This is a genomic window from Enterobacter cloacae complex sp. ECL411, from assembly GCF_021869665.1.
Lineage (GTDB): Bacteria > Pseudomonadota > Gammaproteobacteria > Enterobacterales > Enterobacteriaceae > Enterobacter > Enterobacter intestinihominis.
In genome coordinates this window covers 1377096-1392995 of record NZ_CP091486.1, presented here as the reverse complement: position 1 = coordinate 1392995, position 15900 = coordinate 1377096, and the positions used below count along the sequence as shown (strand labels likewise).

At 59.4% G+C, this 15900-nt stretch carries 13 protein-coding genes; 3 read left to right on the top strand and 10 right to left on the bottom strand.

Annotated features, from left to right (window positions below; all coding sequences use genetic code 11):
- Positions 1-460 precede the first annotated feature (460 nt).
- Positions 461-2476 (bottom strand): excinuclease ABC subunit UvrB, encoded by a 2016-nt coding sequence (uvrB, locus tag L3069_RS06610; RefSeq protein ID WP_003858519.1) that lies wholly within the window; start codon positions 2474-2476, stop codon positions 461-463.
- A gap of 748 nt (positions 2477-3224) precedes the next feature.
- Between uvrB and L3069_RS06605 the strand changes: the two genes are divergently transcribed.
- The gene (locus L3069_RS06605) at positions 3225-3947 is read left to right on the top strand and encodes an ABC transporter ATP-binding protein (protein WP_038415712.1); all 723 of its coding nucleotides are present in this window, start codon (positions 3225-3227) and stop codon (positions 3945-3947) included.
- Here L3069_RS06605 and bioD read toward each other — a convergent pair.
- Genes bioD through bioB form a run of 4 tightly spaced genes read right to left on the bottom strand, consistent with a single transcriptional unit; the run spans position 3910 to position 7537 of the window.
- Positions 3910-4611 carry a dethiobiotin synthase gene (gene bioD, locus L3069_RS06600; RefSeq protein WP_074133655.1) on the bottom strand — a complete coding sequence of 234 codons (702 nt, stop codon included), beginning with the start codon at positions 4609-4611 and terminating at the stop codon, positions 3910-3912. The genes L3069_RS06605 and bioD overlap by 38 nt on opposite strands.
- Positions 4604-5359 carry a malonyl-ACP O-methyltransferase BioC gene (gene bioC / locus L3069_RS06595; RefSeq protein ID WP_022647496.1) on the bottom strand — a complete coding sequence of 252 codons (756 nt, stop codon included), beginning with the start codon at positions 5357-5359 and terminating at the stop codon, positions 4604-4606. The genes bioD and bioC overlap by 8 nt, the downstream gene beginning before the upstream one ends.
- Positions 5343-6500, bottom strand: coding sequence for an 8-amino-7-oxononanoate synthase (bioF, locus tag L3069_RS06590; protein ID WP_038415710.1), 1158 nt, complete (start codon positions 6498-6500; stop codon positions 5343-5345). The genes bioC and bioF overlap by 17 nt, the downstream gene beginning before the upstream one ends.
- Positions 6497-7537, bottom strand: coding sequence for a biotin synthase BioB (gene bioB, locus L3069_RS06585; protein ID WP_038415709.1), 1041 nt, complete (start codon positions 7535-7537; stop codon positions 6497-6499). Before bioB ends, bioF begins: the two co-directional genes overlap by 4 nt.
- Before the next feature lie 68 nt (positions 7538-7605).
- Here bioB and bioA point away from each other — a divergent pair, with 68 nt between their 5' ends.
- Entirely contained in the window at positions 7606-8913 is a 1308-nt protein-coding gene (gene bioA / locus L3069_RS06580) for an adenosylmethionine--8-amino-7-oxononanoate transaminase (RefSeq protein WP_063135845.1), read from the top strand.
- 47 nt (positions 8914-8960) lie between these two features.
- On the top strand, positions 8961-9437 hold the full coding sequence (locus L3069_RS06575; protein ID WP_038415707.1) for a kinase inhibitor: 477 nt from the start codon (positions 8961-8963) through the stop codon (positions 9435-9437).
- A gap of 85 nt (positions 9438-9522) precedes the next feature.
- Here L3069_RS06575 and hutH read toward each other — a convergent pair whose 3' ends face one another.
- The 5 genes from hutH to hutI form a co-directional block, all read right to left on the bottom strand.
- Entirely contained in the window at positions 9523-11043 is a 1521-nt protein-coding gene (gene hutH, locus L3069_RS06570; protein ID WP_032624627.1) for a histidine ammonia-lyase, read from the bottom strand.
- On the bottom strand, positions 11040-12728 hold the full coding sequence (gene hutU / locus L3069_RS06565; RefSeq protein ID WP_003858533.1) for a urocanate hydratase: 1689 nt from the start codon (positions 12726-12728) through the stop codon (positions 11040-11042). Before hutU ends, hutH begins: the two co-directional genes overlap by 4 nt.
- Positions 12729-12855: 127 nt before the next feature.
- Positions 12856-13590, bottom strand: coding sequence for a histidine utilization repressor (locus L3069_RS06560; protein WP_063160743.1), 735 nt, complete (start codon positions 13588-13590; stop codon positions 12856-12858).
- A gap of 19 nt (positions 13591-13609) precedes the next feature.
- Positions 13610-14548, bottom strand: coding sequence for a formimidoylglutamase (gene hutG, locus L3069_RS06555; protein WP_038415705.1), 939 nt, complete (start codon positions 14546-14548; stop codon positions 13610-13612).
- Positions 14545-15768 carry an imidazolonepropionase gene (gene hutI, locus L3069_RS06550; RefSeq protein WP_023299627.1) on the bottom strand — a complete coding sequence of 408 codons (1224 nt, stop codon included), beginning with the start codon at positions 15766-15768 and terminating at the stop codon, positions 14545-14547. The genes hutG and hutI overlap by 4 nt, the downstream gene beginning before the upstream one ends.
- Between the last annotated feature and the right edge of the window lie 132 nt (positions 15769-15900).

Below are 15900 nucleotides of genomic sequence, written 5' to 3'. Positions count from 1 at the left end.
GTTCCCCACAAATTAATGCGAGCACTGAGCAATCCCCTCGCCCCTCCGGGGAGAGGGTTAGGGTGAGGGGAATATACGGCGGTGGTGGTCATTCCGTTCACTTTATGTTCCTTGCTACTCTGTAGCGACATGAGCGGTGAACGTGCCAGGGTGGCTCAGTCGCCACCACCCTGGCGACCCGGGCTCCCGGCGGTAAATCGCCGCTTCGCGGTGCCCTCGGCTTATTCCTTCCGGCTTATCGGGTACGGGCGGAGGCAACGTCCCTGTAAAGCCGCCCTCTCGGCGCATCCCTGCGCCTCGCCCCGGCCTGCAGGAAACGCCTCAGCGATTTACAGCCGGACCAGGGCATCGCTGACAGCCCTCAGTCATTTAGAAAGCAACTTTATTGCTTCTGCATAAAAAAATTACTGGGGATCCCTCAGCCCACAGGGAGAGGGAGAAAACCCCACCGGGCAAAAAACTACGATGCCGCAATAAACAGATCCCGCAGCTGATGAAGCTGATCGCGGATTTGCGCAGCCTCTTCGAACTCCAGATTCTGCGCGTGCTGCATCATCTGCCCTTCCAGCTCGTGGATCTTTTGCTGCAACGCTTTCGGGGTCAGCGCGACGGTATCCTCTTCCACCACTGAACGGGCCTTGCCGCGCCCTTTCGCTTTGGTCTTCGCAATGTTCTGACCCAGCGCCAGGATATCCACCACTTTCTTGTTCAGCCCCTGCGGCGTGATGCCGTGCTCTTCGTTATAGCGCTGCTGCTTCTCGCGACGACGTTCCGTTTCGCCAATCGCTTTGGCCATCGACGGGGTGATTTTATCCCCGTACAGAATCGCCTTCCCGTTGACGTTACGCGCGGCACGGCCAATGGTCTGGATCAGCGAGCGCTCGGAACGCAGGAAGCCCTCTTTGTCCGCGTCCAGAATCGCCACCAGCGACACTTCCGGCATATCCAGACCTTCTCGCAGAAGGTTGATACCCACCAGCACGTCGAACTCGCCCAGGCGCAGGTCGCGGATGATCTCCATACGCTCCACGGTATCAATATCCGAGTGCAGATACCGCACCTTCTCGCCGTGTTCTTCCAGATACTCCGTCAAATCCTCCGCCATACGTTTGGTGAGCGTGGTCACAAGCACGCGCTCGTTGATGGCAGAGCGGGCACGTATTTCCGAGAGCAGATCGTCCACCTGCGTCGCCACCGGACGCACCTCGATAATCGGATCCAGCAGCCCGGTCGGACGCACAACCTGGTCCACCACGTCATCACCGGATTTCTCCAGCTCGTAGTTGCCCGGCGTCGCCGATACGTAGATGGTCTGCGGAGCAAGCGCCTCAAATTCTTCAAACTTCATCGGACGGTTGTCCAGCGCTGACGGCAGTCGGAATCCGTACTCCACCAGCGTCTCTTTACGCGCGCGGTCACCGCGGTACATCCCGCCGATCTGGGGGATCGTAACGTGGGATTCGTCGATCACCAGCAGGCCGTCCGCCGGAAGGTAGTCAAACAGCGTCGGCGGCGCTTCGCCCGGCCCGCGTCCGGAGAGGTAGCGCGAGTAGTTTTCGATGCCGGAGCAGTAGCCCAGCTCGTTCATCATCTCCAGATCGAACTGGGTACGCTGGCTCAGGCGCTGCTCTTCCAGCAGCTTGTTGTTCGCCAGCAGCACCTTGCGGCGGTCTGCCAGCTCAATTTTAATCTCTTCCATCGCCTGTACGATACGCTCGCGTGGCGTCACGTAGTGCGTTTTCGGGTAGATGGTGAAGCGCTGGATCACCGACTCCACATGACCGGTCAGCGGGTCGAACAGCGACAGGCGTTCAACCTCTTCATCGAACAGCTCCACGCGCAGCGCCATGTCGTCCGATTCCGCCGGGAAGATATCAATAACCTCACCACGTACGCGGAAGGTCCCGCGCTGGAACGCCTGATCGTTACGGGTGTACTGCAGCTCCGCCAGACGGCGCAAAATCGCCCGCTGATCAATGATCATCCCCTGCGTCAGGTGCAGCATCATCTTGAGATAGAGATCCGGATCGCCCAGGCCGTAGATCGCCGACACCGAGGCCACCACCACCACATCACGACGCTCCAGCAGCGCCTTGGTCGCCGACAAACGCATCTGCTCGATATGTTCGTTCACCGAGGCATCTTTCTCGATAAACGTGTCGGAGCTGGGAACGTAGGCTTCCGGCTGGTAGTAGTCGTAGTAGGAGACGAAATACTCCACCGCGTTTTCCGGGAAGAACTCTTTCATCTCACCATACAGCTGCGCCGCCAGCGTTTTGTTCGGCGCGAGAACCATCGTAGGACGCTGGAGATCGGCAATGACGTTGGCAATAGTGAAGGTTTTACCCGAACCGGTTACCCCCAGCAGGGTCTGGTGCGCCAGCCCGTCTTCCAGCCCCTCTTCCAGGCGACGAATGGCCTCGGGCTGATCCCCGGAAGGACGGAAAGCAGAATTCAATTTGAACGGTTTACTCATGGGCGACGACCTGATGACAGAATAAGCGGCAGGTGAGTAATTTTACTCGTTGTGGCCAGGATTGCCAGTAAAAAACACTGGATGGAAAACCAGTAGCGTGTCAGGATATTTAGCGTAGCGCAGAGAGGATTAGTGCGTTCGCGAGCTAAATTTCAACTGTGACAATATAAAACACCAGCCTCAGGGGGTTATCCCCAGAACTATTACTTTTTTAACATTTGTCAAGGGCGGTTATGAAAGTTTTATGGCAACAGGTGTCGCTGGCGCTGAGGGAATTGCTTTTATCTAATTCGTTAAAAAATATAGACTATTTCCTAAAGCCGCGTTTCGCATCAATTTGGGCGTAACCCGCGTGTTCTCTCGCTTATCGCGTGTTTTCTAACTCTAATGCACAAGGTTATCCACAGGAATAGTGGATAACTGCCTCCAGCCCGTACAGCATGCACTCCAGCAAATTCCCGGTTTTTCCCACGAAGCGGCAGTAAAAAATTTTTATCACTCTTTTTTGCCTGGAAAACGTTCATTTTTTCATAAGTAACCGGCGAGATCTTAATCACAATTCCGTCATTTTCCCTGCACCACGATTCGACACGCACGGCACCGGGAGCGTGCAATTCGAACAAACGTTAAGCTTTTAGCAGTGGGTTATTCCTAAAAATGGCTCTTTTTTAATCATTATTTTGTTTCTGGCAGGCGTTTTGCAGATATCAGCCTGAGCATTACCCCACACATTTTTAAGGAGAGAAAGATGTTGAGTCTGCGTGCTGTAAATCAGTTTTACGGAAGCCAACATACGCTATGGAATGTGAATATCGATTTCCCGCAAGGCATCTGTACGGGCATTGTTGGCCTGCCTGGCATGGGTAAATCCACGCTAATGAACTGCATTACCGGAAAGGTGCCCGTTGAGAGCGGCACCATCATCTGGCATGAGGCTGGCGCGCCGCCGCGTAATTTGCTCAGCCCTGCGTCAGCATTCACGGCGCCGCCAACGATAGGCTACGTCCCGCAGGATCGGCGGATATTTTCCCAGCTGACCGTCGATGAAAATCTGCATATCGCTATGCGGGCGACGGGGAAATCCGACCCGACATCAAAAAATGACGTGTACGCACTGTTTCCGGAACTCTATCCGCTGCGACAAATGCGTGCCTCTGCGCTGTCCCCCGACGACCAGTATCAGCTGGCCCTCGCCAGTGCGCTGGTTAATCGCCCGCGCGTGTTGATTCTGGATGAGCCCATGTATGGCGCAGGGCAAGGCTTCGCCCGCAGGCTGGGTCAACTGCTGGTACGGTTGAATCGGGAGCTGGGAATGACGGTGCTGTTAGCGGAGCAACAGCTGTCGTTTATCCGCCGGGTAGCGGATCGTTTCTGCATGCTCTATCGCGGGCGTAACGTGGCACAGGGCCACGTTAACGAGCTGGATGACGACCTTATTGCGCACTGGATGGCGCGGGACATAATGCGCTGAGGTCAAGATAGCGTCCGGTTTCCGCCTGCTCTGCGCCGTCGGCAAGCCACGGGATCTCGCCGAGAAACGGCGCAGGCAGCACCCGCTTCAGCGTCGCCAGATACTCAGCATGACGTTTACCCGGCGCAACCACGTCATTGGCAATCCACCCTGCCAGACGCAACCCGGCCTGCTGCACGGCCTGAGCGGTCAGCATGGCGTGATTGATACAGCCAAGCTTCACGCCGACCACCAGAATGACCGGAAGCTGTTCGGCCTGCACCCAGTCAGCAAATGTCTGCTCGTCGGACAGCGGGGTAAACCAGCCGCCAGCCCCCTCCACCAGCACCCAGTCGGCCTGCGTTTCCAGGTTGCGTAATCCGGAAGAGAGCACCGAAAAATCAATCGGACGATCTTCATCGGCGCTGACGATGTGCGGCGAGGTGGGTTCAGCAAAGGTATAGGGGTTCACCGCAGAATAGGCCAGCACAAGGCTGCTGTTACGCTGTAGCGCCAGCGCATCAGTATTGCGTAAGCCTTCCGGCGTCATCTCGCTGCCGGAGGCTACGGGCTTATACCCGGCCGTTGTTTTCCCCAGCAGACGCGCCGCCTGCAACAGCGCGGCGCTGGCAACCGTTTTACCGACTTCAGTGTCCGTACCGGTAACAAAATAACGTTCAGTCACGTTCAATAATCCCATGAAAAAGATGATAAGAGAGCGGGAACCGGCCCCGATCCTGCGGCCAGGCCAGCCCGAGACGCTGGAGTTGTCCGCGGGTAAGGGGTTTCTTCTCCCGTCCGGCGTGCAGGTGCGTCGCGCCTATGCCCTTAAGAGAGCGCATGGCGCTTAACGCATCGCTAAATTCGAGGGTGACGGTCTGGACCTCGCTGCGATAACGCCAGCCTGCCAGCGCCTGAGTGACCTGTTCGTGCGAGAGAAACCGGTTGGCGTGCGGCTGCGCATCCACCGCCCTCCACGCCTGATTCAGCTCCGGCAACGAACTTTCCAGCAGGGTGGTAAAGGCCACCGCTCCGCCGGGCCGTGCCACGCGGTAAAGCTCGCGTAGCGCCTGCGACAGGCTGGTGCACCACTGCACCGCAAGATGGCTCCAGACGAGGTCAAAAAGCGCATCCTCCAGCGGGATGGCCTCGATATCGGCCACCAGATAACGGTCTGCTGACTGCTGCTGGCGGGCTTCATCCAGCATCTGCGCAGATAAATCCAGCGCCGTGACGTGGCTGCCCGTTGCGCGCCAGTAGCGGCTATTGCCGCCTGGCCCGCAGCCCGCGTCCAGCACCTGCATAAAATGCCCCTCCCCGAGCGCGGCCAGCAGCCCGCGCGCGCTCAGGCGTTGCAGCTCATCGTGCTGTGAATAGCTTTGCGCTGCCCGGCCAAACGCAGCGGCAACGGCCTGTTTATTGACGGGAGACATACAGTGCCTCCAGAAGCGTATCGATATCCTGCGGCTCGTGCGCTGCCGTAAGCGTCAGACGCAAGCGCGCGGTGCCTGGCGGCACGGTGGGTGGGCGGATCGCCGTGACCCACTGCCCGCTTTCTCGTAGCGCCTGTGCCAGCATCAGCGCCCGATGGTTTTCACCCACAATCACGGGCTGAATGGCGCTGTGCGAGTCGGTAAGCCGGTAAGGCAGTTCGCTTAACCCCCGGCGAAAACGCTGAATATGGTCGGCCAGGCGAGCCCGGCGTTCAGCGCCGTCTTCGCTGCGGATCACCGCAAGCGACGCAGAGAGTGCCACGGCCTGCGCCGGGGGCATGCTGGTGCTGTAGATCAGGTGCCGGGCGAACTGCACCAGGTAGTCGGCCACCGGCTCGCTGCACAACACTGCGGCACCGCTGACGCCGAAGCCTTTGCCGAAGGTGACCACCAGCAGTTCCGGCCTGACGCCCTGCTGATAAGCGCTTCCGCGCCCCTCCTCGCCGGTGACGCCAATGCCGTGGGCATCGTCGACCAGCAGCCATGCGTTTTGCTGTTTTGCGGCGTCGTGCAACGCGGCCAGGGGCGCGCTGTCGCCGTCCATGCTGAATACCCCTTCCGTGACCGCCAGCTGAAGCCCTGAACAGGGTTTACCCAGCAGGACGTTCAGCTGAGAGGCATCGTTATGGGCAAAACGCCGCAGCTGTGCCGGGCTGAGACTGGCGGCTTCAAGCAGGGAGGCGTGGCTCAGGCGGTCCGCGATGATGCGGTCGTCTTTGCCCATCAGGGCGGCAATCACCGCCTGATTCGCGGCAAAACCGGAGATAAACAACAGCGCCCGCGGGTAGCCCAGCCAGTCGGCCAACGCTTCCTCCAGCGCCTGATGCGCCGTGGTGTAGCCGCTGACGTGCCCGGAGCCACCGCTGCCCACGCCGTAACGATCCGCGCCCTGCTGCCAGGCACGAACGATTTGCGGGTGCTGGCTCAGGCCCAGATAATCGTTGCTGGAGAAATTACAGAACCGCTCTCCTTCCCGGGTGAGAAAACGGCCTGCACCGTTTTCCACTACCCTGCGTACCCGAAATGCATCCGCCGCCCGCCGCTCGTCGAGCGCGGTCCTGATACGTGCCTGCCAGGTCATACGGCTGCCGCGTTGTAGAACTGGTCAGTGTCGGCGTTGAAAATCTGCTGCTCCAGCTGCTGCTGTTGCTCGTTATCCCCCGCCTGTACCCCGGTCTGGTGTGGGTTCAGCCCCAGCTTGCGGAACAGCTGAACGTCTTTGTCCTCTTCCGGGTTTGGTGTGGTCAGCAGTTTGCAACCGTAGAAGATGGAGTTGGCCCCGGCCATAAAGCACATCGCCTGGGTCTGCTCGCTCATCTGCTCGCGACCGGCAGAGAGGCGAACGTAAGAGGTTGGCATCATGATGCGCGCCACCGCGATGGTGCGGATGAAATCGAAGGCATCCACGTCCTCATTATCCGCCAGCGGCGTGCCTTTTACCTTCACCAGCATGTTGATGGGCACACTTTCCGGCGGGGTCGGCAGGTTCGCCAGCTGTAACAGCAGGCCGGCACGATCTTTTACCGTTTCGCCCAGTCCCACGATCCCGCCGGAACAGACCTTGATCCCCGCATCACGCACTTTATCCAGCGTATCCAGACGCTCCTGATAGGTGCGCGTGGTGATGATGTTGCCGTAGAATTCCGGCGAGGTATCGAGGTTGTGATTGTAGTAATCCAGCCCTGCCGCCGAGAGGCGCTGCGCCTGCTCCTCGTTTAGCGTACCCAGGGTCATGCAGGCTTCAAGCCCCATCTCCTTCACCCCCTTCACCATCTGCTCCAGATAGGGCATGTCGCGCTCATGGGGGTTTTTCCACGCCGCGCCCATGCAGAAGCGGGTTGAGCCAGCGTTTTTGGCCTTGCGCGCTGAGTCGAGCACCTGCTCGACTTCCATCAGGCGCTCGGATTCGAGACCGGTTTTATAGCGCGCGCTTTGCGGGCAATATTTGCAGTCTTCCGGGCAAGCCCCGGTTTTAATCGACAGCAGCGTGCTGACCTGAACATGACGCGGATCGAAGTGCTGGCGGTGCACCTGTTGCGCCTCAAACATCAGCTCCAGGAAAGGTTTGTTGAATAATTCAGTGACTTGCGACATCGTCCAGCGTGCGTGGTGAGCCATCGGGCTTCTCCAAAGGGTTTTGTTAATTGTCGGTTCGGTTTATACTTGTAAACCTAAAACTTTTCAAAATGGTTTACAAGTCGATTATGACCCAGGACGATCTCACCTTCGACAAGCAGCATATCTGGCACCCTTACACCTCCACGACCCGCCCCCTTCCCGTCTATCCGGTAGCCTCGGCCCACGGCTGCGAGCTGCATCTCGCCAGCGGCGAGCGGCTTGTTGACGGGATGTCCTCCTGGTGGGCGGCGATCCATGGCTACAACCACCCGCGTCTGAACGCGGCGATGAAAGCGCAGATTGACCAGATGTCACACGTGATGTTTGGCGGGATCACGCATCAGCCCGCGGTGGATTTATGCCGTCGCCTGGTAGCGATGACGCCTGAATCGCTGGAGTGTGTTTTCCTGGCTGATTCCGGCTCGGTGGCCGTGGAAGTGGCGATGAAAATGGCGTTGCAGTACTGGCATGCGAAGGGCGAAACGCGCCAGCGGTTCCTCACCTTCCGCAACGGCTATCACGGCGACACCTTCGGGGCGATGTCGGTGTGCGATCCGGACAACTCCATGCACAGCCTGTGGAAAGGCTACCTGCCGGAAAACCTGTTTGCGCCAGCCCCGCAGAGCCGCTTCGACGGCGAATGGGACGAGATGGACATGGTGGGCTTCGCACGGTTGATGGCGGCCCATCGCCACGAGGTTGCCGCCGTTATTCTCGAACCGATTGTGCAGGGCGCGGGCGGAATGCGGATGTATCACCCCGAGTGGCTGAAGCGCATTCGGAAGATGTGCGACCGCGAAGGGATTTTGCTGATTGCCGATGAGATCGCCACCGGCTTTGGCCGTACCGGGAAGCTGTTTGCCTGCGAGCATGCGGGGATCGCGCCGGATATTCTGTGCCTGGGGAAAGCGCTCACCGGCGGCACCATGACGCTCTCCGCCACGCTCACCACCCGCCAGGTTGCCGACACCATCAGCGACGGCGACGCGGGCTGCTTTATGCACGGCCCGACATTTATGGGCAACCCGCTGGCCTGCGCCGTGGCAAGCGAAAGCCTCGCCATTCTGGAGAGCGGCGAGTGGCAGACGCAGGTGGCGGCGATTGAGGCACAGCTGAAGCAGCAGCTAAGCGTGGCGGCGGATGCGGAATACGTCGCGGACGTCCGCGTGCTGGGCGCCATCGGGGTGATCGAGACAACGCATCCGGTGAACATGGCCGCGTTGCAGCGCTTCTTCGTTGACCAGGGCGTTTGGGTGCGACCTTTCGGTAAGCTGATTTACCTCATGCCGCCGTACAGCATTTCTCCGGATCAGCTCCACAAGCTGACCGGGGCAGTGGTTAAAGCCGTTAACATATCAGCGCATTTCACGATTTAACCCCATGCGTTACACTTTCTGAATGAGTGAGTAACGAGGGAAATAGGATGAAAATCATCAGTAAAGATTTGCGCGACGGCGAAAAGCTGCCGGAACGTCACGTGTTTAACGGGATGGGTTATCAGGGAGATAATATCTCTCCCCATCTGGCGTGGGACGATGTACCAGCGGGAACCAAAAGTTTTGTCGTGACCTGCTACGATCCGGATGCGCCAACCGGCTCGGGCTGGTGGCACTGGATCGTGGCAAACCTGCCCGCCGAAACCCGCGTGCTGCCGCAGGGTTCCGGTTCCGATCTGGTTGCCCTGCCCGACGGTGCAATTCAGACCCGCACGGACTTTGGCAAAGCGGGCTACGGCGGCGCGGCGCCGCCAAAAGGGGAAACGCACCGCTATATCTTCACGGTGCACGCGCTGGATGTGGACAAGATTGAGGTTGACGAAGGGGCAAGCGGGGCAATGGTAGGCTTTAACGTGCATTTCCATTCGCTGGGCAGCGCGTCGATTACGGCGATGTATTCATAAAAAAAGCCGGGTGGCGGCTACGCCTTACCCGGACTACATTTCGTATTCGTAGGCCCGGTAAGCGCAGCGCCACCGGGCAAAAAAATCACAGCACGGAAGGTAGCAGTCCTGCAAGGGTTTCTTCTTCCAGAAGCTGTATCGCCTTATCAATATCCGGCGCAAAGAAGCGGTCCTCATCGTAGTGCGTAACGTGCTCACGCAGCGTATGACGCGCCTGCTCCAGCAGCGGGCTGGATTTTAGCCCTTCGCGTAAATCAATACCCTGACACGCCGCCAGCCATTCCACCGCCAGCACGCCGCGGGTGTTGGAGGCCATCTCCCACAGTCGACGCCCGGCAGCCGGGGCCATCGAAACGTGATCTTCCTGATTTGCTGACGTTGGCAGGCTGTCCACGCTGTGCGGATGCGACAGGGCTTTGTTTTCGCTTGCCAGTGCTGCGGCGGTGACCTGGGCGATCATAAAGCCCGAGTTCACGCCGCCGTTGCGCACCAGGAATGGCGGTAGCTGGGACATGTGCTTATCCATCATCAGCGCGATTCGACGCTCAGACAATGCCCCGATTTCGGCAATCGCCAGCGCGATATTATCTGCGGCCATCGCCACCGGCTCGGCGTGGAAGTTACCGCCAGAAACCACCTCGTTTTCCTGAGCAAATACCAGTGGGTTGTCGGACACCGCATTGGCCTCCACCAACAGCACTTCTGCCGCCTGGCGCAGCTGCGTCAGGCATGCGCCCATCACCTGCGGCTGGCAGCGCAGAGAATACGGATCCTGCACCTTCTCGCAGTTGTGATGCGAATCGGCAATGTCGCTGGTATCGGTAAGTACGTGGCGGTACATGGCTGCGGCATCAATCTGACCACGCTGGCCGCGCACCTCGTGGATGCGGGCATCGAACGGACGACGCGAGCCGAGCACCGCTTCAGTGGTCAGCGCACCACACACCACCGCGGAGGCGAACAGATCTTCTGCTTCAAACAGGCCGCGCAGCGCAAAGGCCGTCGACGCCTGCGTGCCGTTGAGCAGCGCCAGCCCTTCTTTTGCCGCGAGGGTGATCGGCGCTAAGCCGGCTTTTTTCAGCGCCTCTTTCGCAGGCAGCCACTCCCCTTGCCAGCGCGCCTTGCCTTCACCCAGCAGGAGCAGCGACATATGCGCCAGCGGTGCCAGATCGCCGGAAGCTCCGACGGAGCCCTTCGCCGGGATCCACGGATAAACTTCCGCATTCACCAGCGCCATCAGCGCCTGGATCACGCTCAGACGAATGCCGGAAAACCCACGCGCCAGGCTGTTGATTTTCAACACCATCATCAGGCGGACGATCTCATCGTCCAGCGGCTGGCCAACGCCCGCCGCGTGCGAGAGCACAAGCGAACGCTGTAAATTCTCCAGATCGTGCGTGGCAATGCGGGTCTGCGCCAGCAGGCCAAACCCGGTATTGATGCCGTAGGCGGTGCGCCCCTCCGCTACAATCGCCTCCACGCAGGCCACGCTGTCATTAATGGCACGGTGGGCGCTTTCATCAAGGGCGAGTGTCACCGGCTGACGCCAGACGTGACGCAGCTGTTTGAGCGACAAAGAGCCGGGAGTAAGTGTTAACGCGTTCATGCAGGCTTTCCTTGTGTGGCGGGGATCATCGGCAGGTTCAGGCCCTGCTCTTTGGCACAATCAATGGCAATCTCGTAACCCGCATCCGCGTGGCGCATTACGCCGGTTGCCGGGTCGTTATGCAGCACGCGAGCAATACGTGCCGCCGCTTCGTCGGTACCGTCACAGACGATGACCATCCCGGAGTGCTGGGAGAAGCCCATCCCGACGCCGCCGCCGTGGTGCAGCGACACCCAGGTTGCGCCGCTGGCGGTGTTCAGCAGGGCATTCAGCAGCGGCCAGTCGGAGACCGCATCCGAGCCGTCGCGCATGGCTTCGGTTTCACGGTTCGGACTGGCGACAGAGCCGGAGTCCAGGTGGTCGCGGCCAATGACGATCGGCGCGGAGACTTCGCCGCTGCGCACCATTTCGTTAAAGGCGAGGCCGAGTTTTTGCCGCCACTCCAGCCCGACCCAGCAGATACGCGCTGGCAGGCCCTGGAAATTAATGCGCTCGCGCGCCATGTCCAGCCAGCGGTGCAGGTGCTCGTCGTCGGCGACAATTTCCTTCACTCTGGCGTCGGTTTTGTAGATATCCTCCGGGTCGCCGGACAGGGCAACCCAACGGAACGGCCCGATGCCGCGGCAGAACAGTGGACGAATATAGGCAGGCACGAAGCCGGGGAAATCAAAGGCGTTATTCACCCCCATCTCTTTCGCCATCTGGCGGATGTTATTCCCGTAATCAAAGGTCGGAATCCCCATCTTACTGAAGGCGAGCATCGCGGAGACGTGTTCCGCCATGGCGCGTTTAGCCGCCAGTACCGTGCCCTCAGGATCGGTTTCCGCTTTTTGCTGGTAATCTTCCCACGTCCAGCCTTTTGGCAGGTAACCATGAAGCGGATCGTGAGCGCTGGTCTGGTCGGTGACCAGATCCGGACGCACGCCGCGCGCCACCAGTTCCGGCAGAATATCCGCCGCGTTGCCGCACAGGGCAACCGACACGGCTTTGCCTTCAGCGGTGTACTTTTTGATGCGCGCCAGCGCGTCATCGAGGTTGTCGGCCTGTTCATCAACATAGCGGGTACGCAGACGGAAATCGATGCGGCTCTGCTGGCACTCAATGTTCAGGGAGCACGCGCCGGCCAGCGTCGCGGCCAGCGGCTGCGCGCCGCCCATGCCGCCCAGTCCGGCGGTGAGCACCCAGCGGCCTTTCAGTGAGCCGTTATAGTGCTGTCGGCCCGCTTCCACGAAGGTTTCATAGGTGCCCTGCACAATCCCCTGGCTGCCGATGTAGATCCAGCTACCCGCGGTCATCTGGCCGTACATGGCCAGCCCTTTTGCGTCCAGCTCGTTGAAGTGTTCCCACGTCGCCCAGTGCGGCACCAGGTTGGAGTTGGCAATCAGCACACGGGGCGCATTTTTATGGGTTTTGAATACGCCAACCGGTTTGCCGGATTGCACCAGCAGCGTTTCGTCGTTTTCGAGATTCGTCAAAGACTCGACAATCGCGTCATAGCACGCCCAGTTGCGCGCGGCGCGGCCAATGCCGCCGTAGACCACCAGCTCATGGGGATTCTCTGCTACCTCAGGATCAAGGTTGTTCATTAACATGCGCAGCGGTGCTTCGGTGAGCCAGCTTTTTGCGGTGAGCGTGGTGCCGCGCGCGGCGCGGACATCCTGCTTGCGGTATTTATCTGACGACATTGTGTGTTCCTCATAAGGGACAGGTGATGCATTTAGATATACTTGTATAGACAAGCACACACAAGGTCGGATTTAACAAAAAAGATACAATTTTGCTATATTGCGTTAGCGATCACGCTTATAAAACTTATGACATAAAGTGGCCCTGCAACCGGTAACGATTCCCCGGGAACAGCAGCTTCGCATGCGACACGATCTGCGAGGATGACCAGGTACGACGGCGGATCAGCAGGCAGGGATCGTGCTCTTTAATACGCAACAACTCGCACTCCTGAGGCGTGGCGCGCACGGCCTCCACGATATGCTCCCCTTCCGTCAGCGGGGCGACGAGCGAGAGATACGCATGCGGTGTGGTTTGGGTGTAATCCTGGTTCAGGTAGTCCGGGATCCGCTCCGCGTTGACGCAGCGATCTTCAATCTGGACCGGAATATCGTTCTCATAATGCACCATCACCGAATGGAAGATCCGGGTGCCCTCATTAACGTTCAGCTCAATGGCCTGTTCGGCGCTGGCCTGCGTCTCTTCAATCACCAGCACTTCGCAGTGGTGCTGATGGTTGCGGGCGGCAATTTCATCGGCAATGCTGCGGATTTCAAACAGCGCCGACTGTCCTTTTGGCTCGGCGACAAAGGTTCCGACACCCTGCAAACGCACCAGCAACCCTTCATCGGTCAGTTCCCGCAGCGCCCGGTTAATGGTCATTCGACTAAAGCCAAACTGCGCGACCAGTTCAGCTTCGGAGGGAATACGGTCGTGCGGACGCCAGACGCCGGCAGCAATTTTTTCGCTGATCGCCTGCTTCACCTTTTCGTAAAAAGGCGCAGGAGGGCTCGGCTGCGGCAGGGGCGAGCGTGAAAACATCATGACTCCTTGAATGTTGTTATGCCCACCAGTGAGCAATTTGCCAGGCCAGTCGGGCGGCAAGCTTCGCCCCCTGACCGTCCCGGTCGTAGTGCGGATTATATTCCACCAGATCCGCCGCCTGTAGTTTACCGCTTCGGCAGATACGCTCAATCACCGGGAACAGATCCAGCGCCGGGATCCCCAACGCCGCAGGGGCGGACACGGCGGGCATTTCTGCGGCGGGCAGCACATCGAGGTCAATGGTGAGATAAACCCGGTCTGCCTGCGCAAGCACGCTATCCAGCGCGGATAGCGCATCCCGGCGAAAATCGAGATCTTCAACCAGCATCACGTTCAACCGTTCAGCTTCCTCCCACAGCGCCTGGGTATTCGCCGCACGGCTTACCCCCAGGCAGGCGTAGTGAAACGACCGCGACTGCGACGCGCAGTAGTGCGCCAGCTGGCGGAACGGCGTGCCGGACGTAGCCCGTTCAGCCTTACGCAAATCGAGGTGCGCATCCAGGTTGATCACCGCAATGCGATCGTTCGGAAAGGCGTCCAGCACGCCGCGCCCGTGCGCCCAGGCGGTTTCATGTCCACCGCCGAAAACCAAAGTACGCATCCCGGATTGCTGGCACGCGGTAATGGCCTCGCTCAGCCCCTGCTGTGCCGCCTCCAGCGCATTGCCTTCAACATAAATGGAGCCCATATCCACGAGGCGCGCATGCCCCTGATGGCTCGCCATATTCGCCAGCGCGCCGCGCAGAACATCGGGAGCCTGTGCAGCACCGGGCCTGCCCTGGTTACGCTTAACCCCTTCATCACATTCAAAGCCCAGCAGGGCGATGCCTGACGGCACGGGTGCAAAGTGTACGCGCTGCTGTATGGTCTGGAAGAGACGTTTCGCGGTGCTGGATTCGGCGCTGTCGTCACGACCCTGCCAGACCTGCGGGGAAACGGGATGCCACAATTTCATGCTACCTGCCCCCGAAACACGCGTTGATATAAAGGATTCCGCCCCGGCTCGTAAACCATCTCAACCGGATGATTCGCCTCCCAGACGACGAAATCAGCCACATAACCGGGCTTTAACTGCCCGTGCGTCGCGCCACGACCTAGCGCCTGCGCCGCATGCCGCGTCACGCCAGCCCAGGCCTCTTCCGGCGTGAGGCCAAACTGGACGCAGGCCATGTTCATTGCCAGATGCAGGCTGGCAAACGGGCTGGTGCCCGGGTTGTAGTCGGTAGCCACCGCCATCGGCACGCCCTGCTCTCTGAGCTGCGCCACCGGTGGACGCTGGCGCTCCTGAAGAAAATAGAACGCGCCGGGGAGCAATACCGCCACCGTGCCGCTTTGCGCCATCGCCTGAATACCTGCATCATCGAGATACTCAATATGATCGGCCGACAGCCCCTTATACTGGCTGACCAGCGCCGCGCCGCCCAGATTCGACAGCTGCTCTACATGCCCTTTAACCGGTATCCCGAGCGCGGCGGCGGCCTGAAACAGGCGCTCGGTTTGCGCCGGGGTAAAGCCGACGTTTTCACAAAACACGTCCACCGCTTCAAATAACTCTTTTTGCCACAGCGTGGGCATGATCTGCTCACAGACCAGCGTGAGATAGGCATCCGGATCCTGTCGGTACTCGGCAGGAACGGCGTGCGCGGCCAGCAGCGTCGGGCTGATATCGACCAGATTGTTCAGGCTGAGCTGGCGGGCAACCAGCAGCATTTTCTCTTCGGCCTGGGCATTCAGTCCGTATCCCGATTTGATTTCAATGGTCGTTACGCCTTCATTCATCAGCCGCTGGAGCCGCTGCTGTGCCACCGTCAGGAGCATTTCCGGCGAACTGTTGCGGGTCGCCGTGACCGTGGCGTTAATACCGCCGCCCTGCGCGCTGATGGTCTGATACGACACGCCGTTAAGCCGTTGCTCCCATTCCGCTGCGCGATCGCCGCCGAACACCAGATGGGTGTGGCAATCGATCAGGCCGGGAGTAACCAGACGCCCGTCGAGATCGACACACTGACGATGCCCGGAGGGGATCTCGGCTTCAGGAATAACGGCCGCAATCGTCTGGCCGCGCACGACGAGGGCATGTTGTTCTTTCAGACCATAGGGTTCCGGCTCACCTGTTGCCAGGGTCGCCAGTCGCGCATTTCGCCATATCACATCATCGGGATGAAGCTGCTGCATGTGCCTTCCGCTTGTCATGGGTTGTATAGACATTTATTTTCATCTGTCACCTGCTGTCAACCGCCTTGCAGGAAAATGTTATTTATTTGTGATGACTTTCCCGTCGCCTGCGGGCAAAAATGCAACTTTTCC

Coding starts and splice junctions, on each gene's coding strand:
- uvrB (WP_003858519.1), bottom strand. CDS start 2,476: ATGAGTAAACCGTTCAAATTGAATTCTGCTTTCCGTCCTTCCGGGGAT.
- hutI (WP_023299627.1), bottom strand. CDS start 15,768: ATGCAGCAGCTTCATCCCGATGATGTGATATGGCGAAATGCGCGACTG.
- L3069_RS06560 (WP_063160743.1), bottom strand. CDS start 13,590: ATGTTTTCACGCTCGCCCCTGCCGCAGCCGAGCCCTCCTGCGCCTTTT.
- bioA (WP_063135845.1), top strand. CDS start 7,606: ATGGTTTACAAGTCGATTATGACCCAGGACGATCTCACCTTCGACAAG.
- hutG (WP_038415705.1), bottom strand. CDS start 14,548: ATGAAATTGTGGCATCCCGTTTCCCCGCAGGTCTGGCAGGGTCGTGAC.
- L3069_RS06575 (WP_038415707.1), top strand. CDS start 8,961: ATGAAAATCATCAGTAAAGATTTGCGCGACGGCGAAAAGCTGCCGGAA.
- hutU (WP_003858533.1), bottom strand. CDS start 12,728: ATGTCGTCAGATAAATACCGCAAGCAGGATGTCCGCGCCGCGCGCGGC.
- hutH (WP_032624627.1), bottom strand. CDS start 11,043: ATGAACGCGTTAACACTTACTCCCGGCTCTTTGTCGCTCAAACAGCTG.
- bioC (WP_022647496.1), bottom strand. CDS start 5,359: ATGTCTCCCGTCAATAAACAGGCCGTTGCCGCTGCGTTTGGCCGGGCA.
- L3069_RS06605 (WP_038415712.1), top strand. CDS start 3,225: ATGTTGAGTCTGCGTGCTGTAAATCAGTTTTACGGAAGCCAACATACG.
- bioF (WP_038415710.1), bottom strand. CDS start 6,500: ATGACCTGGCAGGCACGTATCAGGACCGCGCTCGACGAGCGGCGGGCG.
- bioB (WP_038415709.1), bottom strand. CDS start 7,537: ATGGCTCACCACGCACGCTGGACGATGTCGCAAGTCACTGAATTATTC.